Source organism: Thermocladium modestius, from assembly GCF_055398215.1.
This window is the reverse complement of the sequence record NZ_AP043731.1, coordinates 579,382-601,555: the sequence shown is the minus strand read 5'-3', so window position 1 is coordinate 601,555 and position 22,174 is coordinate 579,382. Positions and strand designations below refer to the sequence as shown.

Below are 22,174 nucleotides of genomic sequence, written 5' to 3'. Positions count from 1 at the left end.
ACGTTAAATCCCCAATGAAGGCGGGGATAGGCGTGAGGATACACTTAATTAGGGGAATGTCAAATAGCTACTTGGTAGACGATGGAACCCTCATAGACGCCGGGGCCAAGCCAGCGGCGGTTCTAGCCAAGGCCCGGGAGGCTGGGATAAACATTAAGGCCATCATCATAACGCATTACCACGTGGACCACGTGCGATACGCCCGGGACTTGAAGAGAGAGACGGGCGCCGAGGTGATAGCCCCCGCTCTGGACGCGGACGTGATAAGGGGCAAGGCGAGGCCGCGGGCCCCAAACCCGCTAGTGGCGGCATTCATGGCGTTAGCGAAGGCGCCTGGCGTCGATGTGGATCGGGAGGTAATGGACGGCGAGGAAATAATGGGTTACAGGGCGATACACATGCCCGGCCACACTCCTGGAAGCACGGCGTACCTCAAGGAAGACGCGCTGTTCAGCGGGGATGCCGTGGTGGAGCGCGGGGGCGGGGCAGCGTTGCCTCCCAAGATGTTCAGCCTCGACATTAACGAGGCCCGGAGGAGCCTGGCTAAGCTGGCTGGCCTTGGGATCTCCACGATTTACCCGGGCCATGGGGATCCATTCCCAGCGGCATCGTTGAGCAAGTTGATTGTGAAGTAAAGGCACGGCTGGCCGCCGGCTCCGCGATTAATGGCGAGCCGACCTTGGAACTATCACAAATTATCTGGGTGGCTCTCGACAATAACTCACTGGGATCGCTGGTCCCCTCCCTAGCCGCTCCCGCCCAGCACTTCGTCCTCCACGTCGCTCACTGCCTTAAGCATGGAATCCACGGCGAGCTTGAACTTCTCCACCTGCTCCAACCTCCTCCTCGCGCTTTCAATCATGGTTGCAGGAGCGCCCATGGAGCGCTTCCCCCTCACCACCGCGGCGGGGTCCAGACCCCTGAATTCGCGTTTCTTGATGGACTCAGCCACGGCCCTGTGGGCCTGCCTGAAGGGGATTGACTCCTCCAGGGACAGCTTCTCCGCGGTCTCCGCTGCGGTGACGGGGAAGGCGGATAGGTCGCGCGACACCGCTGGGGAGTTGACCTTGAGGCCCCTAACCACGTCCGCAAGCATCCGCGTTGATTCCATGGCTATCCCCATCACCTCCCACAAGTGCCTCGTCGCCTCCTGCAGGTCCAGCTCGTAGCCGACCTCCAATGGCCTAAGTATGGAGTACATGGCGGTTAAGTGCCCAATGGCCTCGCCGATGCGGGCCCTCATCACCTCCACAGTGGCTGGATTCCTCTTGTGGGGCATTATGCTGCTGGTCGCCAAGTGCTTTGGATCCACGTCAACATAGGACAGCTGAGGCATCAACCACATCTGGAGATTGTTGAGGAACCGCCCCGCCTCCGTTAAGTAAGCCACTACGCTGGACGCCGTGGATAGGGCGAAGTACCTGGACCCCGTTGCGTAGACGGTGTTCTCGACCACCCCCACGAACCCCAGCTCACCGGCCTCCCTGCCTCGGTCCGCCCCCACCATGGAGCCCGCCAACGCGCCGGAGCCCAGGGGGGACTTGTTCACGAGGCAGTAATTGGAGAGCAGCGTGGAGAGGAAGTCGCCGCTCAACTCGTCCAGGCCAAGCAGGTAGTGGCCGAGCGTGGTGACTTGGGCCGGCTGCTTGTGGGTTGAACCGATCATCAATTCCTCCCCCAAATCGATCGCCCTCCTCAGCAACGCGTCCCGCAGCTCCGCCACGTCGCGAGCTAGGAGCAGCATTAACCTCCTGAGCCTCAGCCGTATCGCGGTGGCCACGTGATCATTCCTGGACCTGCCCAGCCCAACCCAGCCCCCCTCCGGCCCCAGCTCTTCTATTAGGCGGGCCTCCAGGTACTCGTGAACGTCCTCATAGCCATCCCCGCCGCCGATGCCCTCAGCCGCCGCCCTCCTCAGGACGCCGCGTATGCGGGCCGCCGACTCCCCTGGCACGGCGCCCAACCTCTCCAGCTCATTTAAGTGAACCATCATGGCCAGTATCGTCTCCCTGAATATCTCCGCATCGTCCTTCAGGGACGAGGTATAAACCGTAACGTCGCGGCTCCCGGAGCCGAGGAGCCCCTCACGATACATCGACTCCCCACCTGGATCTATGGGCGGTCAGCGAGTGGAGCGTTGACATTTCTATGAATCCCCTGGCCTCATCATCGCTTGGGTACCAACCCCTCACGTACCCTGCTAATTCCTCGTCGTAGCCCGAGTAGGGGCTGGAGCGGCCGGCCACGGTTAATCCGCCGCGGACCACTAACTTGACGGACCCCGTTACCCACCTATTCATCGATCTTGCCAATCCATCCAGCTCGGCGCGGAGGGGCTCGTGCCACAGCCCCCTGTACACCAGGTCAGCCCATTCCCGATCCACCAATCTCTTGAAGCGCAGCTCGGAGGGGGTGTAGACGAGCTTCTCCAGGTCCTTGTGCGCCCTTATCAACGCCAGCGCGGCGGGCGCCTCGTAGACCTCCCTGGACTTGAACCCCACCGCCCTATTCTCCACGTGATCCACCCTGCCGAACCCATGCATGCCCACCAACTTATTCATCAATGAAATCAACTGCGGCAATTCCATTCTCTCGCCATTCACTGCGACGGGCACCCCGCCCTCGAAGTCCACCTCCAGCCTCAAGTCCTCCCCCACCTTGGCTGGGTTCACGGTCCACTTAAACGCGTCCTCGGGGGGCTCCGCCCAGGCGTCCTCCACCTCCGGCCCCTCTATGCTCCTAGTCCAGAGGTTATCGTCTATGCTGAACCTGCCGTGAATCTTGGGGATCGGTATCCCATGCCTCTCCGCGTACTCCAACTCGCTTTTCCTATCCATTCCCCAAATCCTGGCCGGGGCTATTATGAGCAGGTCGGGGGATAGCGCCTTGATGGTCTCCTCAAAGCGTATCTGGTCGTTTCCCTTCGACGTGGCTCCATGAGCGACCGCGTCGCCGCCCTCCCTCCTCGCCACCTCTACCGCCTTCTCCGCTATGAGTGGGCGCGCCAAGGCAGTGCCGAGCGGGTACTCATCCTCGTATAGCGCGTTCATCATTATGGCGGACGCGACCGGCTCCTCCGCGAACTCCTTCTTGGCATCTATCGTGTAATGCTTCAGGACGCCCAGGCTCTCCGCGCGGGAGGCGATCTCGCCGAAGTCGTCCTCCTGCCCCACGTCAACGGTAACCGTTATCACGTCGGCGTTGAACTTATTCTTCAGCCAGTGAATGGCGATCGTCGTGTCGAGGCCGCCCGAGTACGCGAGGATTATCTTTGATGGTTTTTCGCCGGTTTTCAACGTCGTTCCAGATTATCCATAATTGGATCGATGGACTATTGTTAATAAATATTTCGGAGAAAGCCCGGCGAAGACAGGATTGAATAACCATGAAGGGGAAGGCGGGGCTAGACTGGGTATAGAGGCGCTGAGCCCAGCGCCTCCGCCTCATCGAATCCCAGTGCTATGTTCATGTCCTGAACCGCCTGCCCCGCGGCGCCCTTCATCAAGTTATCTATGGCGGAGAACACTACGAGTCTCCCCATCCTATCATCTATCTCGAAGCCTATGTCGGCCAGATTGCTGCCGATCACGTACTTGACGTCGGGGTAGCGCTGATAGCCCGCCCTATCCTTCACCAGCCGTATGAAGCGCTCACCTCCATACATGGACCTATAGGCGGCCCAGACGTCGGGCTCCGAGACCTCCCTGGAGAGCCAGGCGTGGCCCGTGGCCAGGATCCCCCGCACCAGGTCCACGGCGTGGGGCGTGAAGGCAGCCCTAACCCGCTCCCCGCTCACCAGCCCCAGCTCCTGCTCTATCTCCGCTATGTGCCTGTGATGCACCACCTCGTAGGGCCTCACCACGTAGGTCCTGAAGGGGTGCATGTCGAGGCGGGAGGCTTGAGAGCCCGCGCCTGAGCTGGATATCTTCACGTCTATCACGAGCCTCCCCACATCCACCAGCCGGGCCCCTGTGGGCGGCGCCAGTGCCAGTATTGAGGCGGTCGCCATGCAGCCGGGAACAGCTATCAACTTGGCCCCCCTAAGCTCGCCCCTATGCAGCTCCGGCAATCCATACACGGCTCGACCGAGCAGGTCGGGGTATGGGTGGCCCCCGCTCCATCCATACCACTCAGCATAGGCGCTGGGGTCCTTGAGGCGGAAATCTGCGGATAAGTCTATCACGGTCAAGCCGCTCTCCACGAGCCTCGGAACCCATTTAACGCTCTCGCCGTGAGGCAGCGCGAGGAACACGACGTCTGGGTCGCGCTTGAGCACGGAATCCAAGCTGGGCTCCGCGAACGCGACGCTCAGCCTGCCCCTCAGGTTGGGGTGCACCCTGAACGCGTACTCCCCCCTGTGCTCCCTGGACGTTATGCATGAAATATCGACGCCGCCGTGGCCCACCAACAGCCTGAGGAGCTCGCCGCCGGTCACGCCGCTCGCGCCGACGACGCAGGCCCTTGCCCTATCCATGCAACCACCTGGCCAAGGCGGCGGCCAAGGGATGAACGGCCTCGCTTGTCACCTCAATCGATGCATTGAGTCCAATCACCAGGGGAGGCTCATCGCCGTCGACTCCCAGGAACACGTCGCAGAAGACGCACCCAGCCCTCTCCGCCGCGTATATTGCCTGCTCCTCCAGCCCGGCGCAGCCGCTGCACTCGCCGCCGATTACCCTGGCCTTCACTATGCTTGCCGGCTCCGGGATCAACACGTTGACCTTGGCCAGGGGGTTATCTATGTACAGCCTATGCTCCGCCACGGACTTACCCCCAGCCCAACCAGTGACCGCCCCGTCCAACCCCAATGAGGGCGTGAGCGCCCCTATGTACCTCAACCCCCTCCTCCTTATGGCGTTGGAGACAGGCTCGGGGGCGAAGGCCACCACCGGCCGGGGCGATTTATCCCCCAGCTCCCTGTAGAGCAGTAGCCTGTTTATGGTCAATTCATACGCCCTAGGCGGGTTGGCGGCCCTCTCAAAGAGCGCAGATACTGCGTAAGCCTTAACCGCATCGCCGACTAGCACGGCTGCCGCGGCCCGGCTTGGCTCTAGCTCCGCGTCGATCAAGGAAAGCGGGAAGGGGGTGACTCCCCTTGACCTCAATTCATCTATTAGGAGACGCTCGATGGGGCCCAGCCCATCCGTTACCAGGAGGAGATCCGAATCGTGGAGTCCTCTCATTGTCGTTCCATCAATATATCCCCGGCCCATATAAATAGCGACCGGTTAATTAAAGTTACCGTCAATAATCGCGCCATGCTCCTCTGGGCGCTACGTGAGGGATTGCGGAGACTATGTTGGACGAAAATATTTATATTTAAACGCGCGGGGACCGGCGGAAGCGATCTAGATGGAACGATATCAATAATATACGACGCGGCCAGGCAGGAGGAGAAATTACTGATCCGCGAGCTCTCCCGCCGCGGCGCCTCGGTGCGGCCGGTGAACCTGGACGACGTGGAGCTGGGCCTCGATGGACCGCCGGAGCGGCTTGGGCTTGCCGTCATGAGGCCCGTGAGCCACATGAAGGCGATCTTGATCGCAAGGATGCTTAACATAACCGGGATCCCAACGATCAACAGCGGGGAGTCCATGGAGCTCTCCTGGAACAAGGCGCTCTCTCTAGCGGTCCTGAGGAGGGCGGGGCTGCCCGTGACGCCGAGCGTGTTGGTGATGGGGGGAGGAGTCAAGGCGGACGTGGATTACCCGGCGATCCTGAAGCCAATACAGGGATCGTGGGGCAGGATGGCCAGCATGGTTTGGAGCAGGGACGAGCTATCGCTGATATTGAGGCATAGATCGGCCATGGATCCCCACGCGCGCCGGCGCTGCTTCAACCGTTCATAGGGGACGGCACGGATTACAGGGTGTTCGTGATAGGCGGCGAAGCCGTCGCCGGCATGAGGCGGAGGCCCCCGAGCGGGGATTGGAGAAGCAACGTGGCGAGGGGAGGCAAGGCGGAGGCCGTGAGGGTTGATCGCGACATGGGGGAGGCCGCGGCGAGGGCGGCCGAGGTGCTTGGCCTGGAGTACGCCGGGGTTGACTTCCTGATTGGGGATGGGCTTATGATAAACGAGGTGAACGCTGTTCCCGAATTCAAGGGATTGATGCAGTCGACGGGCGTCGACGTGCCCGGCCTGCTGGCCGATTACTTAATTGAGGCAGCCAAGAGGGGGGTTAATTAATGGATGTCAAGTCGATAGAGGATTCGCTGATGGCTAGGTACTACGCCAAGAAGCCCATAACAATAGATCGCGGGTTCATGCAGTACGTGTGGGACTCCTCCGGCAGGAAGTACCTGGACGCCCACACTGGGTTCGGGGCTGCCTTCCTGGGCCACCGCAACCCCAGGATAATCAAAGCCTTAACCGAGCAAATGAACAGGGTGATCACGGTGCCTTTAACCATGTACAGCGAGGCCAGGGCTGAGTTCCTCTCAAGGTTCAGCGCCGCGCTCCCGGCCGGCTTCGGCAAGGTTTTCCTCCAGAACAGCGGCGCGGAGGCCGTGGAGGCCGCGTTGAAGGCGGCGCGTAAAATCACGGGCAGGTCCTCGTTTCTCTCCTTCCACGGCTCCTTCCACGGGAGAACGCTGGGGGCGCTCTCCGTTACCGGCAACGAGAAGTATAGGAGGGCGTTCGAGCCTCTGCCCTACCCCGTAAGGTTCGCACCATTCAATTCGGTGGACCAGGTGGATAAGTTGGTGACGGAGGACTTGGCCGCAGTGATAGTGGAGCCCGTGCAGGGCGAGGGGGGCGTGAATCCAGCCAAGCCGGAGTTCATGAAGGCGCTGCGCCAGGCCACTGAGGAGAGGGGGGTGTTGTTGATCATTGATGAGATACAAGCCGGCTTTGGTAGGACTGGGCGCGTGTGGGCGTTCCAGGGACTGGGCGTCGAGCCGGATATATTCACTGCGGGTAAGCCAATAGCCGGGGGGCTGCCCATAGGCATTGCAGTGGTTAAGTCTAAGTTCGGCGACGTGTTTGAGCCGGGGGAGCATGGAAGCACGTTCGCCGGGAATCCCCTCGTCATGGCGGCGGCGGCCGCCGGCGTGGACGTGTTGATGGGGGAGGACGTGCCCCGCAGGGCGGCCGAGCTCGGCGGTAGGGCAATTAAGTCGCTGCAGGAGTTGAGGGCTAGGGCGGTGTTGAGGGTGAAGGGGGTTGGATTGATGATTGGAATCGAGCTGAGAACCAGGGCGGAGAGGTACTTGGATGAGTTGATTAAGCTCGGAGTGCTCGCCAGCGCGGCAGGCGGGGGATCCACGATTAGGCTTCTTCCCCCCTTCTGCGTGAGCGATGAGGACGTGGACCTCTTGAGGAGCGCCTTGGAGACCGCCTTGGGCAGGGAGGGCTAGGAAAGCAGTTCCTCCACGGCCCTCCTATACACCCTTATCGACGCCAGGTAATCCCGTATGGATACGTACTCCACGCCTGAGTGGGAGAGAGAACCGTCCCCCGGCCCGTAGGCCACCATGTTCGCCGTCAACGCGTACAGCTCATTCATATCGCTCGTCCCCCACTTCCTGGCCGGCACCGGTTTCCTGCCCAGCGCGGCTATTATTGACCTAGCTATGGCCCGGGACGCCGGGTTGGCCACGTCCACCTCAACGGGGTCCACGCATTTCCCGGCGGATATGTAGACGCCGAGCCTTGGCTCCAAGCCACTCAATGCCTGGAGCAGCTCCTTACATGATTTTCCAGGCGGTATCCTGACGTCCACCACCAACTCGCACCTGCTTGGAATCACGTTGCCGGCGGTCCCGCAGTTAATCATCGTGGGCGTGGCCAGGTAATCCTCGTATCTCCTCCCGACCCCGAGCGCGGCTGATACGCCCCCGTAGGCCTTCATTGCTATCAGTATGGCATTGGAGGCGAAGTCCGGATTGGAGGCGTGCCCGCCCCGCGTCTCCACAGCAATGCGCAGCCTGACGCTGCCCCTGTACTTGGTGACGACCCTATCTATGCCCGTCGGCTCGCCCACTATTATGAATGATGGGCGCGGCGCAGATTCGCTGCTCACCAAGAATGATGTGCCCAGGCTCTCGCCCTCCTCCTGGACGACCGCCGCCAGGACAAGCGTTCCCCTCTCGACGTGGCTCTCTAGGAAGGCGAACGCCATAGCCATGAGGGGAGCCTTATCATCGCTCGCGCCCCTCCCGATCAACCTATCCCCATCAAGTGCCACATCCATGAATCCAGGCACGGTGTCCATGTGGGCATGCAGCCAGAGGATGGGGGGACCGCTTCCCTTGATGGCAACCACGTTCCCCGCCCCGTCAATGAACGGCGCCTCCCCCATCCCGGACAGCAGCTCGAGGAGGTACTTCGCCATCTCGTCCTCACGCCCGGTGGGCGAGTATATCTCCACTGCCTCCCTCAACGCAGCCACCTTACGGTCCTCGCCCATCATTAAGCGCCCCTCCGCGCGGCGAGCATCAATAAATCGACTATCCTCCTCGCCACGTTAACCCCGGTCACCCGCATCACGTTCTTGAACTCCGGCACCACGTTGACCTCCAGCACCTTATACCCATCCCTGGACTCCACCACGTCGACCCCGGCGTAGCTGGCCTTTATCGCCTCGGCCGACTTGACCCCGATATCCTCCAGCTCCGGGCTTAATTTAGCGGCCTCCGCCCTACCTCCCCTCGCCGTGTTGGTGCGCCAATCATCGCCGGGCGAGTACCTGTATATGGCGGCGACCGCCTCGCCCCCCACCACGGTTATCCGTATATCCCTACCGGGCTTGTCTATGAACTCCTGCGCCACTATTGACCCGCTGGATGCAGATCCATGCCTCGCCAGCATCGCTAGGTCCTGCACGCCGTTGGCCAGGCCCACCATTCTTCCCCACGATCCCTGTATGGGCTTAACTATAATGGGGAAGCCAAGCTTTTCGGCCACTTCATCCACGTCGGCGCCGGCGTTAATTACTATGGACCTGGGTATGGGCAGGCCCAGCCTCGAGAGCGCGGCCATGGTAGCCGCCTTGTTGTTGCCCATAATTATGGAGACGAGGGAATTGATGGATTGATTCCCCAACGCCTCATTGATCTGGGCCACCAATTGGGTCCTGCGTTGACTGATGGTTCTGGGGAACGCCAAGCCGCGCCGCGGCTCGCCGGGGAGCTCGAGGTGATCGCCCGTGTTGATCAATTCATACCTGGCGCCCGCATTGCTTAATTCCCTAATCAGCAGCTTCTCGTCCTGCCTGATCATGTCGTGAAAGAGGAGTATTGTTTCAATTATAATCACCTACTCGCCCCAATCCTCCTCCTCGGCGTTTATCAGCTTTAATTGAATTGAGTTGTTTTGAATGACCACCTGGTATTTCTGACCGCAGGATGGACAGGAGGTGAGCTCCCCATCCAACGCGTCGTCGGGGACGGGCACCTCGCCGCCGCATACCTGGCATGCCATGTTGGTGGGCATCTCTATACCAACATGAGGTAACTATTTAAGTATTGCGAGCAAGTAAAAAGCGTATGGTGGGTCCCGCTGAAAATCAATAGACGTGGGTCCCGGCGCCGCGCAGCGCGGCGGAGACTGGGGACTCGGCGAGACCGTTGGCTATCACCACCTTGATCCCGGCGCCGCCCATTCGCATCGCCATGCGGAGCTTCCTCCTCATGCCGCCCCCCACCTCGCTGGATGAGAGAAGGGATTCATCGCTTGGATCCACCTTGGGAATCGGCGAGCCCCCCACCAGCACGCCGTCCACGTCGGTGAGCATCACGGCGTAATCCGGCATTACCGACCCCGCCAATGCCTCCATCACTTGATCGCTGTCCACGTTCAGCGGGCCCTTCGTGTCCTCGTCCATGGCTATCGGCGCTATTATGGGAAGGAAGCCCGCCGACGATACGGCCCTCAACGCCTCGGCATTAACCTGAATTATCTTGCCAGTGTATCCCCCCTCAATGACCCTCTCCCTGCCCCGCTCGTCCACTATTATCAATCTATCCTTCCTCTTTGCGCGGAGGATGCCGCCGTCCAAGCCGCTTAAGCCCACCGCGTTCACCCCCATGGATTGGGCTGAGGACACCAGGTCCTTGTTTATCTTCATCATGGCCATTACGTACACCGCGAGCGTCTCCAGGTCCGTGTAGCGGCTCACAACGCCGCTGGGGCTGGTGACGAACCTGGGCGTCAAGCCCATCCTCCCCAGCAGGTCGTTAACCATGTACCCACCCCCATGAATCACCACCAACTCATTGCTTCCCGCCAGGCTGGGCAATTCCTTAATGAAGCCGCCCGCGCCCTTCCTTATTACGGAGCCGCCCAGCTTTACTATTATCCTCACGCATCGCTCTCATTTTTCTGGCTTAAAAATATATTCCATATATAGAAGGTAGAAACCCCTCTTAATTCAAGGATTGCCGGGCCGACTCGCCGTTAATGCTCCTCCCGCTTCTCCAGCCTAGGGTGCAGGCCCGGTCCTCTGTACTCCGCCGTGGCTATGTCCTCCAGCGATATGCCCTTGGTCTCCGGCGTGAAGAATATGGTGAAGACGAAGGCGGCGAACGTGATTACGGCAAGGAAGATGAAGAACGGCAGCTTGCCCAGCGTTAGGGCTATATACGGGAACTCGAACGCGCTTAGGAAGGAGACGAACCTGGTTATGGCGGTTGCGCCGCCCATGGAGGTGGACCTAAGCTTTGTTGGGAACAGCTCTATGGCGTATAGCCCCATCGTGTTGCCGGGGCCCAGGTTGCCCATCCCGTACCACAGCACCAGCCCTATTGTCCCTATCACCATGGCGATTAATCCCCCAATCAACGCGCCCATGGCGACGAGAACCATGCCCAGGGTCGCGAAGCCGAAGCCGAGCAGTTGAAGCATTCTCCTCCCCCACCTATCGTTCAGGAAGGCCGCGCCCATGGCGCCCAACGCCCCAGGTATGTAGAGGAGGGCCGACATCAATATTGATGAGGCGCCCGTGAAGCCAAGCATGGATATTATGGATGGGGCGTAGAGGCCGAAGCCGTAGGAGCCCACGTCGTAGAGTATCCATTGAACCCAAACCACTAGAGTCCTGATGGCGAACTTCCCCCTGAACAGCTCCAGGAACGAGCCCGGCTTAACGCTGGATAGCTTCCTGGTCTCCGTGTCCACAAGCTTGCTTATATCGTCATCCCCCATCCCGGTGGCATGGGACAGGGCCTTGGCCTCCTCGACGGACTTCTCGTCCGGCTTCACGGCCACCTTCCACCTACTCGACTCGGGCATCCTCGTCCTCACTATTATCGTTATCAATGCTATTACAGCGCCTATGCCGAGGGCCCACCTCCACCCATACACTGGATCCGCCAGGTAGAATGCGTACCCCAACATGAAGGCAATGAAGGCGCCCACGCTCCAGAAGGTGTAGACCCAACCATAGCCCATGCCCCTCTTGTTGGTGGGGTACATCTCGGTGGCGTAGACGGGGCTCAACGCGTAATCCGCCCCAACTCCCCAACCCACGAAGAATCTGTAGATTATCATTTGTATTATGTTGGTGGAAACCGCGCTCAGCGCGGCGAATATGACGAAGAACAGCAGGTCGAACGTGTATAGGTACCTCCTCCCCAGCCTGTCGGAGTAGTGGCCGAATATCAATGCGCCGAACATGGCCCCCAACAAGGCCGCGCCCGTGACGAAGGCCAGCTCGAAGCTGTTGTACTGGAAGAATTTATAGTGTATAAGCGAGAACGTGAACACGCTTATTACGCTCAAGTCGTAGCCGTCCAGCATGTAGCCAAGGGCGGAGACGACTGTATACGTCGCCCTGCTGGGATAGCGTATTGTCTGACCCATGTTGAGGGGTTTTTAACATGCTATTTCAATTTTTCCCCAGCATTTTAAAAACACCAAATATAAATAAATAGTTTATTTATAAAACGAAACCCATGATAGGGAGTGAAGCCATTAAGCGGCCCAGGGAACTCGCCGCGCCCAGCCCGCCGCCCTGGCCACGGCGTCGCGCCACGCCCCGTACAACCTATCCCTCTCCTCCCTCGGCATCGCGGACTTGAACCGCTTATCCAATGACCACATGGAGGCAACATCATCCAAGGACCACTCGCCAACTGCTACCCCCGCCAAGTAGGCGGCTCCAAGCGACGTGGTCTCCACATTGACCGGCCTCAACAAGTCTATCCCCGCCACGTCGGCCTGCAGCTGCATGAGGAAGTCACTGCTCGAGGCCCCTCCATCCACCCGCAGCTCCCCCAATGCGGCGCCTGAGTCCTCCATCAAGGACTCCAACACGTCCCTAGCCATGTAGGCGATGGACTCGAGGACTGCCCTGGCCAGGTACCTGGAGTCGCTGCTCCGAGTCAACCCTATCAACAATCCCCTGGCGTACCTATCCCAGTACGGCGCGCCCAGCCCGGCGAAGGCCGGCACCAGGTAAACCCCGCCGTTATCGCTCACTTGCCTGGCGAGCTCCTCCACCTGGGAGGGAGACTTGGCTGCGCCTATATCCATTAGCCACTGTATGGCCGCGCCCCCGGCGAACATGCTGCCCTCCAAGGCGTACGCCGCCGAGCCGGGCCTCGTGGAGTAGAAAACGGTGGATATCAAGCCATGCCTGGACTCGATTATGTCCCCGCCCGTGTTCATTAAGATGAACGTGCCCGTGCCGTAAGTCGCCTTCGCGCACCCCCTCTCCATGCAGGCCTGCCCCAAGAGGGCTGCTTGTTGGTCCCCCAAAGCAGCGGCCACGGGTACGGGTCTCCCCAGCAACTCGCTTGCCTCGGGCCCCGTGAAGCCGAAGATGGCTCCGCTGGGCATTGGTAGCGGGAGGGAGTGGAGCGGCGGGGAGCCCATTAATTGAAGCAACTCCCCATCCCACTCCAGCCTGTGTATGTTGAAGAGCATGGTGCGGGACGCGTTGCTGTAATCCGTCACGTGCGAGCCGCCTCCCCTCTCGTTCACCAGCTCCGACCCTCCCCTGGTCAAGTTCCAGGTTATCCATGAATCCACGGTGCCGAACAACGCCTCCCCCCTCTCAGCCCTCCCGCGCAGGCCTGGCACGTTGTCAAGCATCCACATCACCTTCGGCCCCGTGAAGTAGGGATCGGGAATCAAGCCGGTCCTCCTCCTAACCTCGTCCCCGTAATTGGCCGCCAATTCATCAACGATGGGCGACGCCCTCCTGTCCTGCCACACTATGGCGTTGAGCAGGGGCTTCCCGGTGGAGGGATCCCAAACCACCACGGTCTCCCTCTGATTGGCTATGCCCACCGCCCTAAGCTCAGCCGGGTCGATCCCGCTTTTCGCCACTGCTTCCCGCATGACCGCCTTGACGTTGCTCCATATCTCCAACGCATCGTGCTCCACCCAGGAGGGGCGCGGGTAGATCTGGGAGTGCTCCCTCCTGCTCCAAGCCACGACCCTCCCCCTGGAGTCCACCACGGCCGCCCTGGTGCTCGTCGTTCCTTGATCTATGGCCAACACGTAGCTGCCCGGCACTGCCGGAAACCGGGGGCCAGCGTTTAAAGCGTTCCCGACCTCGGGCCCTCGTGACCGCTCCGGCGGGCAATGACAAGACTTAAAATTATATTAATTCTATCACGGCCCATGTCGATAGGCGAGAGACTGAACTCCCTTCCATATCTGGAGAAGTGGCTAGTCCTGGGAGTCATCCTGGGAATCGTGGCTGGGCTCTCCTCGTTGACGTTCTACTTCGCAATAAAGGCCATGGAGTACGTGTTCCTCACCCACTTGGTGGGCATGTCTATTCCAAGGCCGCTTGGAGAAGGGGGAAGCCTGGACTTCCTGTTCAGGGCGGGTAGGTACTACTTGATCCCCGTATCCATGGTCATTGGGGGAGCCATCTCCGGCCTCCTCGTCTACACCTTCGCGCCGGAGGCGGAGGGTCATGGCACGGACGCCGCAATATCAGCCTTCCACTACAGGCAGGGAAAGGTGAGGTGGAGGGTCATCCCGGTCAAGCTCATTGCCTCCGCCGTGACCATAGGGAGCGGGGGAAGCGCTGGGAGGGAGGGACCCACGGCACAATTATCGGCGGGGATTGGGTCCATGATGGCTGACCTGCTGGGTCTCTCGCCTGAGGACCGGAGGAAGGCGGTGGCCGTCGGCATAGGGGCGGGGATTGGAACCATATTCAAGACTCCAATAGGCGGGGCAATATTGGCGGCCGAGATACTCTATAGGAGGGACTTGGAGACCGATGTCATATACCCCTCCATAATCGCGGCCGCGGTGGGCTACTCCATATTCGGCTCCGTGGTGGGGTTCACTCCCATCTTCGGCAACTACTTGGGAGCGTTCAATCCCTTCAGGCTGCCCCTATACGCCGTGCTGGGCCTCGTGGCGGGCGGGGTGGGTCTGCTCTACATAAAGTCGTTTTACGGCATTCAAAGAGCATTCAGGAAGGCGGCTCTCTCGCCGTACCTGAAGCCGGTGATTGGAGGAGCGGGGGCTGGGTTGATCGCGCTGCTGGCCCCGGAGGTGATGGCGACTGGGTACGGATGGATTAACTTGCTGGAGTACGAGAGGCTGGGCGAGATCGTGTCCATTACGGCGGTGCCCATTGTCGTCCTGCTCCTCCTGCTGCCGTTTCTCAAGATACTGGCCACGGATCTAACCATAGGATCCGGGGGGAGCGGGGGAGTCTTCGCTCCCGGCATGTTCATCGGGGCGTTCCTGGGCGGGGACTTGGGGCTCTTGTTCCATTACTTGTTCCCCCAATTGGTTCCCTCCATAGCTCCATTCGTGATAGTGGGAATGATATCCCTCTTCGGCGGCGCGGCTAAGGCGCCCCTCTCGGTGCTGATAATGGTTACGGAGATGACGGGCAGCTTGCAACTGCTTCCTGGAGCTATGATAGCCGTGGCGATCTCCTACATAGTGACGGGCAACAACTCCATCTACAGCTCGCAGGTCCCCACGAGGAGAGAGTCGCCGGCACACGCCGATGAGTACGAGAGATCCATGCTGGCCACGATAAAGGTGGCTCAATGCAAGCTTAGGGATTTAAAGGTGTATGCGTACTCCTCGGTGGAGGATGCGGTCTCCATCATGACCCAGAACAACCTCCTCTCCATCCCAGTCATAGACGGCAACGGCGGTTTCATAGGCATCGCGTACCTGAAGGACCTGCTTGGAAAAGTGGGAGCGGTGGGCGCCTTCGCCGTCCGCGGCGTGCCCACTGTGGGGTTGAGGAGCAGCTTGGAGGAGGCTTGGGAGGTCATGGCCAAGACCAAGTCCAGGTGGGTCCCCGTGGTGGAGGGGGGAAGGCTGCTGGGGGTGGCCATGATGGACGACATGGTCGAGGCCTACAGGAAGGAGGCTGAGAGGCTGAAGCAAATGCCGAGGCAAGCAGGGGAGGCGGCGTGACCCTCTATTTACTAATCCACCTTCAGGAACGGCGATGCTAGGAACGCGGCTAGGGATATGGCTATCACGGCCGCGAGCGCCGTGGATGGATTGCCCTCGAACATGGCGCCAAGAAGGGAAGGCACCACCGTGACGCCCAGATTCGTGGCTACGCTGTACATCGATGTGGCGAGGCCTGCCTTGGCTGGGTCCTCCACGTACTTAGTGGTGGATGTCATGGCCATGGACCAAAAGGCGTTGCCCATAGCGCCCAGGAGAAAGAAGAGGGCGGACAGGAGGGTCACGTCAGCCGTGAAGGCCAGGAAGAAGCCCAGTAGGGACGCCGTAATGAAGGTGAGGAGGCCCGTGGAAACCATGCCCAGCCGAACCTTGCCTGCCTGCTCAAGCAATGCCGGCAGCGACGCCGCCCCGATGGCGGAGCCAAGGAACGCGAGTCCCCCCAGTTCCCCGCCGTAGATCAACGCCTCATCCATGGCCAAGCCATTGCGTTGAAGCATTGTGCTCGCTATTGAGCTGAACATGACCGACAGGGACGCAACGGCGAAGCCAACGTACCAGTTCTTCAGCATTCCAACCTTGAACGAACCCCTCAACGATCTCTCGTAGCGGGCCGGGTACCGGCCGGAGACCGCCGATAGCCAGGCGAGGGCTATCACGGATAATGCGGCGGAGGCGTACAGGGCGCCGCGGAGCCCCCACTCCACGTAAAGCCTCGCGCCCAGGAGGGAGCCGACCGCCATGCCTAGGAACAACACCCCCACGCTCGCCCCAACCACCGCGTGGGGCCTACCGCCGGGCGCGGCTTGGGCTATAGACCCTATCGGCGCCAATGCTAGTGGGTAAGCGGCGGCAGCCACGCTCTGCAGCGCAAGGAATGAGACGTAGCTCACCGCCACGGCCCTGCCCACCAGCCCGATCACGGAGAGGACGGCGGAGGCTAGGAGCACTCGCCTAACCGTTAGGCGGGCGGAGAGCCACCCAGCCACGAGGCCCAGCACCACCATTGCCAGCCCGTACTCGGACACGGCGAACAGCACCGCCCCAACGCTTGAGTTGAACCCCGACGCCAGCGCCGGAACTAGGGGAGCCAGGAGGAACCAGCCGAACCCTATGGTGAATAGGAGGAACCAGAGGGGAAGGAGGTCCAATGTACGCATGGATTCATCTTCACGTGCGGTTTTTAATTTTTGCCGGGAAGCACGGGAGGGGTTAAGCATAAATAGTTAATCGACGTTCCTGCTGGAATGAGCGAATCCAAACAAGGGGTTGACGTGATCATAATAGGGGGCGGCGTTAATGGTTTGTTCACGGCGCTCGACTTATCACTGAGGGGGTTCAGCGTAGCCCTACTGGAACGGGGCGCGGTGGGGAGCGGGACCAGCGATAAAATGCACGGCCTCCTCCACAGCGGGGCCAGGTACGCGGTGACGGACCCCAAGGCGGCCGCCGAGTGCGCCAGCGAGAACGAGATAATATCCAAGATAGCCCCCCACGCCGTCGACGATACCGGGGGGCTGTTCGTGGCAGTGGATAAGGCCGATCTTGAGTTCGCCGAGCGATTCTTGAAGGGACTAGACGCGGCCGGGATAAGGCATGAGGAGACGGATCCCCGGGAGACGGCGAGGGAGGAGCCATTCCTCACCCCCGAGGCCAAGCTAGTAGTTAGGGTGCCCGACAAGGTGGTGAGGGCCAGGGAGCTCATGGGGAGCGCCGCCCTTGCCGCGCATGACGCGGGAGCCCTCATTATCCAGGACGCGGAGGTGGTTGGCATTGAGACCGGGGGAGGTGAGGTCGGCGCCGTGATTGTTAGGGATGCGTTGAGCGGGGATAACAAGCGACTGGAGGCTAGGGCCGTGGTGAACGCGGCTGGGCCCTGGGCCCCCCGGGTGGCCGCCATGGCCGGGATCCAAGTGGACGTTATGGCCACCATGGGGGTGATGGTGGTCTACGACAAGTTGCTCAGCAACGCCGTGCTGAATAGGATGAGGGTGCCGTCGGACGGCGATATAATACTGCCGTACGGGGGGCGATCCGTGGCCGGCACCACCGCATTGATAGTGGAGGACCCCGACTCCGTGGAGATAAGCGAGGAGGACGTGGAGCTGATAACGAGGGAGGCGGCGGCCCTGGTTCCGGCCATAGCCAAGGCCAGGCCCGTCAGGGCGTACGCCTCTGTGAGGCCGTTGATAAAGATGGAGGGGGTGGACGGCAGGGAAGCCACGAGGGATTTCGCCATAGTGAGGCACGCCAGGCCCAGGAATTTGATAACCATAATTGGAGGCAAGTTCACCACGGGCAGGTTAGTGGGGGAGCGGGCGGGGAATGAGGCTGCCGCCATACTGGGCTCCGACAAGCCGTCCCGCACAGCCGAGCACCTGCTCCCGGGGGATCCATACGAGAGAGCGAGGGACTTGGAGCCCTACCTCAGGTCCGCCGTGACGTCGCTCAGGGGGAGCATGGATGAGGAGCATGGAAGGACGGCGGCGTACACGGCGTTGCTGGGGGCGATCTCGAGGGAATCCAGGAGGAGGCTTGGGTGGTCCTAGTGAGTGAGTTAACGTACGAGGGGTCATTCAACGTGGGCAAGCCGGCGGGCGAGGTAATGGAGTTCATTAGGGATCTGGGCCGGGTGGCGCCCTGCATACCCAACGTCGTGTCCCACTCTGTGGAGGGGAGGAGGGGGAGGGTTAAGTTCAGGGTGGATTTGGGGGATGAAGTCCCCATAGCGGAGCTGAGGAGGGTGACGGCGGATACCGAGATAGAGGTGACGCCAATCGAGGGAGGGGCCTCCTACATCATAAGCGGCAGGGCCGCTGGCGGCAGCGTGAAGGTGGAACTCACGCTCACCGTGAAGCAGGGAGTGGGTGGGTCCACGGTTGAGTGGAGGGCCAAGGCTTCGCTGAGCAGGGCGTTGGCCATGGTGAGGCGATTCATAGATCTGGACTCAATGGTTAGAAGGATAGCGCAGGACACGGTGAGCGGTATAGTTAAGTGCATGGCGGGCTCATCACAACCCTGAGAAAGCGGGGAGGGGAAAGCCAAATGTTTATTACCAGCATTAAGCCGCCCCCTACATGATTGAGCGGGCATTGCTTGGGGTAGCGTATCCCTTGTTGGTTTTGGCCATTGCTTACCTGCTGTTCGCCAGGCTGTGGAGGGGGACTCGGGGATGGGTGTTCGTAGGCGTGGGCTACATGTTGCTGGCATTAGTAATTCAAATCCCGATACAGGAGGCGCCCGGGGCGGCTCTGGTCTTGACGCATGGGTTGATTGGCGCGGTCGCCGCGGAGCGGGAGTGGGGACCCGCGTTGGCCGTGTACGCCGGCGTGGTGGCGGGGGTGGCCCAGGAGGCGGCGAAGTTCTTCGCTGTGAAGGACAGGGAGGAGAGGGCGGCGCTTTGGATAGGTTATGGGTTCGCCATAATAGACATTGCCGTGCTGATCGCTGAGGTCGCCGTCGCCCTCATAACCTCCCCCAACGTCTCCCTCCAAGTCGTGCCAATGGTGGGCCTAATACTTAATCCCGTAGTGTCTGCCATGTTTCACCCAGGCACTGCAATGTTCCTCAGGCTTATGCAGGGAAGGGGCGGCGGGGCAGTGGGGCTACTGGCTACCACGCTGGCCCACGCGTACATTGACTCGCTCGCGGCCTACATAAACTACGCCGCTGCGCTGGCTGTGATTGGGGGAACGGGAATGTATGATTTGGTTGGGTTATTGTGGTCATCATCCATCGCCATCTCTGCGGCGTTCCTCTTTGTTGGGGTGCGGGGGGTTGGGGGATTGCCCAGCCCCTCCCGGCATTGATTGTGGTGGGATCCTCAAGGTTTTTACGGCCGCGTTCCAGTCCCATTCATGGCCTCTCGCCTGCGATTTGCTGGGCTGGCAGCCGCCGCGCTGGCTTGGGTCGTCATACTGGCCAGCATAGCGTTGAATCCGTGGTTCGTGTTCGTTAGGAACGCGTTCAGCGACTTGGGTGGTCCCCACGCGAATTATCCCTGGGTCTACAATTACGGCTTGATCGGTGTTGCCGTGCTCACGTTCCTCTTCTCCGCTTACCTGCTCTCCACGTCCAGGAATAAGGTAGAGGCAGCGGGGGCGTCGTATATTTCCGTGGCGGCGGTGTTCCTGGCGTTGATTGGGGTTTTTCACGAGGGGACCTACCCCCACGTGTTCGTGTCGCTTTGGTTCTTCGTTCAATTTGATCTGGCCATAATGGCTTGGAGCATCGGCGCCGCCATGGCCGGGGACAGGGCGGGGTGGCCTCTCTTCCTGCTCGGGGCGGCGGCCCCCATCCCGGCCGCGTTATTGAGGTGGCCGTCAGCGGCGACGTTGGAGGCGTACGGGGTGGCCGTTATAGACGTGTTCGTCATAGCCGTCACGCTGCGGCGCCCACAGCAGGCGGTTAGGACAGCGAGGCCATTATGATGAATATGAACCCCAGCTCCACCAGCTCGTAGGCCCCGTACAGCTTCAACCGGCGCAGGGTGGAGAGCCTGCCCAGGTACCCCCTGTAATAGGCGAACGCCCCCGCCCAGTGAATCACCGCGAACAGTGCAAGGGGAGCCATTAGCGGTGAACCGGCCAGTAGCAGCATCATGGCGGCGTAGTAGAGGGCCTCGTATATGGAGATGTACGTGCCCGGCGTCCTGGGAATCGCCTCCCCCCTCAGCCCCAGGTAGGCGCCGCCCGCGTGTATGGCAACCATGACTGCGCCGAGGCCGTACGTAATTGGGAGGACGGGAATCACGGGGGGAGGAGGGAAGCGGATCCGTATTAAGGGTTTCCCTAGTTACCCACATAATGGAGCGGCTGCGGCGGGTAACGTGACTCGATCACGGGTTCCTCCGGCGTGGAGAGGATGAATTGGTGGACCGGGTGGGATTTGAACCCACGATCTCCCGCGTGCAAGGCGGATATCCTTCCAGGCTAGACTACCGGCCCTCATTCATGGCCTTGGATACATCCTTTTAATGCTTTTCGCGGCTAGATGGGCCCATCAACCGGGGCCTCACCTTGGACAAGACCCTCTCCGCCTCCTCCCTCGTCAATTCATGCCTGCTCCACTTATACGCGCCGTAGTAGGGAATCACGTGGAAGTGCACGTGGAAGACCACCTGCCCCGCGTCGGCGCCGTTGTTCTGGAGGATCCTGACCCCAGTGGCGTTGAGGGCCTCCTTGACCGCCATGGCCACCTTCTTCGTTACCTCCATCACCTTGCACAGCACATCATCGGGCAGCTCATAGATGTTCTCGTAGTGCCGTTTAGGCATGACTAGCAGGTGGCCCTCGGAGGCGGGGTACTTATCCAGTATCGCCACCACGTCCTCGTCCTCGTACGCCACGTACCCCGGAGCCGACCCGCTTATTATATCGCAGAAAACGCACATCCCCCAGCGCCCCGCTCCACGCCTTATAATTATTGCTGGCGGTCCTCCTCATTGCCTAAATAGTTAAATCCACGTGATCGAGTCGACCCCATGATAGAGATACCGGTGGCGTTCATAGACCCGCCCACTGGGGATTTGGGCGGGCCGCCGGGCTCGATTAATCGCTTGGAGCAGGAGGCGGGGGAGGCGATGAAGAGGCTGGCAGAGCTGTACCCAGGCGTGCGGTTCCGCGAGCATCACGTGAGGAGCATGGCTGACGTCGAGGAGTTCCTGGAGGAGGAGGCGGGGGCGGTTGGGTACCTCGTGTTCTCCCTAAACTCGATAGTGGGGCTTTTGGATCCCATTGCAATGAGCGGGAAGCCCACCGTGGTCATAGCCGAGGCCTACGGAGGAGCGGGTGAGGCCCTCCTCGGCGTGAATAGGCCGCGCGGCTCCGGGCGCGCCATTGCTGTGTACACGAGGAACCCGGTGAGCGATTGGGCGTTGGGGAGGGTTAAGCACTTGATAGCGTTGGCCAGGCTCAGGGAGAGCAGGGTGCTCTACATTGTGTCCCCCACCTCTAAGTCCCACATAACCTGGCAGTTCCCCCTCAGTACCGACTTGTACTCGGTGTTCAGGAGCGTGGAGGCCATAACTGGGGCATCGCCTATAGTGATGGACGCGGAGGAGTTCCGCTCCAAGTACATGGACCCCGTGGGGGAGGAGGAGGCGGGGGCTGTGATGAAGGCATGGATCGAAGGAGCCATGGCCGTCGAAGAGCGCGACCTGAGCGAGGTGCTCAACTCGGCCAGGCTGTACCTGGCGATGAGGCGGGCAGCAGAGGAGCTTGGAGCGGCCGCGGTGGCCGTGGACTGCATATCCCTCTACAACTCCGGCCTGTTGAGGGCGTGGCCGTGCCTGGGCTACATGCAGCTCTGGTACGATGGGGTGGCTCCCGTGTGCGAGGCCGATCCCTACTCCGCGATTCCAATACTGATCGGGAAGTACTTGCTGGGCAGGAATGGCTTCGTGGTGAACGTGGGGATGGATGAGGAGGCTGGGGAGTTCATTTACCACCACTGCTACGCGCCCACCAACCCCCACGGCGGGAGGCCCGAGGCCGGCTACGTGATAACCACGGCTCACCTGGGGTCTAAGCATGCATCAATCCACGTCAAGCTCCCCGTGGGCGAGCCCGTCACGGCGGTCGGATTCAACCCGGAGGAGCGGGAGCTCTACATTCACGTCTCCAACGCGTTTATCAACGAGCACAGGCCGGAGGCGTGCGCCACCAAGCTGGTGGCTAGGGGTGACGTGCGCGCAGCCGCGGGGAATTGGAGGTCGAGGGGAGGGTGGCACAGGGTCATCCTTTACGGGGATCACTCGGCTGAGTTGGAGGAGTTCGCCGCGTTGCTTGGGTTGAGGGTAGTGCGCGAGGCTTGAAGCTGCCCTCATGG

At 60.8% G+C, this 22,174-nt stretch carries 23 protein-coding genes and 1 tRNA gene; 10 read left to right on the top strand and 14 right to left on the bottom strand.

The features are described from left to right. Nucleotides 1–32: 32 nt before the first annotated feature. Nucleotides 33–635, top strand: a complete 603-nt coding sequence (locus tag ACZ5ZS_RS02975; RefSeq protein WP_188596395.1) for an MBL fold metallo-hydrolase — start codon at nt 33–35, stop codon at nt 633–635. A gap of 110 nt (nt 636–745) precedes the next feature. Here ACZ5ZS_RS02975 and ACZ5ZS_RS02970 read toward each other — a convergent pair whose 3' ends face one another. The 4 genes from ACZ5ZS_RS02970 to ACZ5ZS_RS02955 form a co-directional block, all read right to left on the bottom strand. After that, nucleotides 746–2,095 (bottom strand): lyase family protein, encoded by a 1,350-nt coding sequence (locus ACZ5ZS_RS02970; protein ID WP_188596394.1) that lies wholly within the window; start codon nt 2,093–2,095, stop codon nt 746–748. After that, nucleotides 2,085–3,296: an argininosuccinate synthase gene (locus ACZ5ZS_RS02965; protein WP_188596393.1), complete on the bottom strand. Its 1,212-nt coding sequence runs from the start codon at nt 3,294–3,296 to the stop codon at nt 2,085–2,087. Before ACZ5ZS_RS02965 ends, ACZ5ZS_RS02970 begins: the two co-directional genes overlap by 11 nt. Before the next feature lie 107 nt (nt 3,297–3,403). After that, entirely contained in the window at nt 3,404–4,474 is a 1,071-nt protein-coding gene (gene argC / locus ACZ5ZS_RS02960; protein WP_188596392.1) for an N-acetyl-gamma-glutamyl-phosphate reductase, read from the bottom strand. Next, the gene (locus tag ACZ5ZS_RS02955) at nt 4,467–5,183 is read right to left on the bottom strand and encodes a hypothetical protein (RefSeq protein WP_188596391.1); all 717 of its coding nucleotides are present in this window, start codon (nt 5,181–5,183) and stop codon (nt 4,467–4,469) included. The genes argC and ACZ5ZS_RS02955 overlap by 8 nt, the downstream gene beginning before the upstream one ends. 75 nt (nt 5,184–5,258) lie before the next feature. On the opposite strand from ACZ5ZS_RS02955, the gene ACZ5ZS_RS02950 reads away from it, so the two are divergent. From ACZ5ZS_RS02950 to ACZ5ZS_RS02940, 3 genes are read left to right on the top strand one after another with little or no spacing between them, the layout of a single operon-like run. After that, the gene (locus tag ACZ5ZS_RS02950; RefSeq protein ID WP_464858497.1) at nt 5,259–5,849 is read left to right on the top strand and encodes a hypothetical protein; all 591 of its coding nucleotides are present in this window, start codon (nt 5,259–5,261) and stop codon (nt 5,847–5,849) included. A 26-nt stretch (nt 5,850–5,875) separates the two neighbouring features. Then, the gene (locus ACZ5ZS_RS02945) at nt 5,876–6,187 is read left to right on the top strand and encodes an ATP-grasp domain-containing protein (RefSeq protein WP_464858495.1); all 312 of its coding nucleotides are present in this window, start codon (nt 5,876–5,878) and stop codon (nt 6,185–6,187) included. Beyond that, complete coding sequence (locus ACZ5ZS_RS02940; RefSeq protein WP_188596389.1) at nt 6,187–7,356, top strand: aspartate aminotransferase family protein; 1,170 nt, start codon at nt 6,187–6,189, stop codon at nt 7,354–7,356. The genes ACZ5ZS_RS02945 and ACZ5ZS_RS02940 overlap by 1 nt, the downstream gene beginning before the upstream one ends. Here the strand turns inward: ACZ5ZS_RS02940 and ACZ5ZS_RS02935 are convergent. The 6 genes from ACZ5ZS_RS02935 to glpK form a co-directional block, all read right to left on the bottom strand. Further along, entirely contained in the window at nt 7,353–8,411 is a 1,059-nt protein-coding gene (locus ACZ5ZS_RS02935; RefSeq protein WP_188596388.1) for a M20/M25/M40 family metallo-hydrolase, read from the bottom strand. The genes ACZ5ZS_RS02940 and ACZ5ZS_RS02935 overlap by 4 nt on opposite strands. Continuing rightward, on the bottom strand, nt 8,411–9,256 hold the full coding sequence (gene lysX, locus ACZ5ZS_RS02930) for a lysine biosynthesis protein LysX (RefSeq protein ID WP_188596387.1): 846 nt from the start codon (nt 9,254–9,256) through the stop codon (nt 8,411–8,413). The genes ACZ5ZS_RS02935 and lysX overlap by 1 nt, the downstream gene beginning before the upstream one ends. Further along, a complete protein-coding gene (gene lysW/argW / locus ACZ5ZS_RS02925) occupies nt 9,257–9,433 on the bottom strand; it encodes an alpha-aminoadipate/glutamate carrier protein LysW (protein WP_188596386.1) in 177 nt (58 codons plus the stop codon). Nucleotides 9,434–9,506: 73 nt separating this feature from the next. Next, a complete protein-coding gene (locus ACZ5ZS_RS02920; RefSeq protein WP_188596385.1) occupies nt 9,507–10,304 on the bottom strand; it encodes a [LysW]-aminoadipate/[LysW]-glutamate kinase in 798 nt (265 codons plus the stop codon). Between the two features lie 92 nt (nt 10,305–10,396). Beyond that, entirely contained in the window at nt 10,397–11,800 is a 1,404-nt protein-coding gene (locus tag ACZ5ZS_RS02915) for an MFS transporter (protein WP_188596384.1), read from the bottom strand. Nucleotides 11,801–11,911: 111 nt separating this feature from the next. Beyond that, nucleotides 11,912–13,459, bottom strand: a complete 1,548-nt coding sequence (gene glpK / locus ACZ5ZS_RS02910) for a glycerol kinase GlpK (RefSeq protein ID WP_188596383.1) — start codon at nt 13,457–13,459, stop codon at nt 11,912–11,914. Nucleotides 13,460–13,567: 108 nt separating this feature from the next. Between glpK and ACZ5ZS_RS02905 the strand changes: the two genes are divergently transcribed. Further along, nucleotides 13,568–15,349 carry a chloride channel protein gene (locus ACZ5ZS_RS02905; RefSeq protein WP_229657687.1) on the top strand — a complete coding sequence of 594 codons (1,782 nt, stop codon included), beginning with the start codon at nt 13,568–13,570 and terminating at the stop codon, nt 15,347–15,349. Between the two features lie 11 nt (nt 15,350–15,360). Here the strand turns inward: ACZ5ZS_RS02905 and ACZ5ZS_RS02900 are convergent, their stop codons facing one another. Further along, complete coding sequence (locus ACZ5ZS_RS02900; protein ID WP_188596381.1) at nt 15,361–16,506, bottom strand: MFS transporter; 1,146 nt, start codon at nt 16,504–16,506, stop codon at nt 15,361–15,363. Between the two features lie 87 nt (nt 16,507–16,593). Here ACZ5ZS_RS02900 and ACZ5ZS_RS02895 point away from each other — a divergent pair, with 87 nt between their 5' ends. Genes ACZ5ZS_RS02895 through ACZ5ZS_RS02880 form a run of 4 tightly spaced genes read left to right on the top strand, consistent with a single transcriptional unit; the run spans nt 16,594 to nt 19,776 of the window. Next, nucleotides 16,594–17,895, top strand: coding sequence for an FAD-dependent oxidoreductase (locus tag ACZ5ZS_RS02895; RefSeq protein WP_188596380.1), 1,302 nt, complete (start codon nt 16,594–16,596; stop codon nt 17,893–17,895). Next, nucleotides 17,895–18,368: an SRPBCC domain-containing protein gene (locus ACZ5ZS_RS02890; RefSeq protein WP_188596379.1), complete on the top strand. Its 474-nt coding sequence runs from the start codon at nt 17,895–17,897 to the stop codon at nt 18,366–18,368. Before ACZ5ZS_RS02895 ends, ACZ5ZS_RS02890 begins: the two co-directional genes overlap by 1 nt. 55 nt (nt 18,369–18,423) lie before the next feature. Beyond that, entirely contained in the window at nt 18,424–19,155 is a 732-nt protein-coding gene (locus ACZ5ZS_RS02885; RefSeq protein WP_188596378.1) for a hypothetical protein, read from the top strand. Between the two features lie 48 nt (nt 19,156–19,203). Further along, nucleotides 19,204–19,776, top strand: a complete 573-nt coding sequence (locus ACZ5ZS_RS02880) for a DUF998 domain-containing protein (RefSeq protein ID WP_188596377.1) — start codon at nt 19,204–19,206, stop codon at nt 19,774–19,776. Here the strand turns inward: ACZ5ZS_RS02880 and ACZ5ZS_RS02875 are convergent. From ACZ5ZS_RS02875 to ACZ5ZS_RS02865, 3 genes are all read right to left on the bottom strand, one after another. Beyond that, nucleotides 19,754–20,098: a hypothetical protein gene (locus ACZ5ZS_RS02875; protein WP_464858490.1), complete on the bottom strand. Its 345-nt coding sequence runs from the start codon at nt 20,096–20,098 to the stop codon at nt 19,754–19,756. The two genes, ACZ5ZS_RS02880 and ACZ5ZS_RS02875, sit on opposite strands and share 23 nt — an antisense overlap. Before the next feature lie 117 nt (nt 20,099–20,215). Then, nucleotides 20,216–20,292 (bottom strand) — tRNA-Ala (locus tag ACZ5ZS_RS02870). Between the two features lie 26 nt (nt 20,293–20,318). Then, nucleotides 20,319–20,738: an HIT family protein gene (locus ACZ5ZS_RS02865; protein ID WP_188596375.1), complete on the bottom strand. Its 420-nt coding sequence runs from the start codon at nt 20,736–20,738 to the stop codon at nt 20,319–20,321. A 90-nt stretch (nt 20,739–20,828) separates the two neighbouring features. Here ACZ5ZS_RS02865 and ACZ5ZS_RS02860 point away from each other — a divergent pair, with 90 nt between their 5' ends. Then, entirely contained in the window at nt 20,829–22,160 is a 1,332-nt protein-coding gene (locus ACZ5ZS_RS02860) for a fucose isomerase (protein WP_188596374.1), read from the top strand. Nucleotides 22,161–22,174 lie beyond the last annotated feature (14 nt).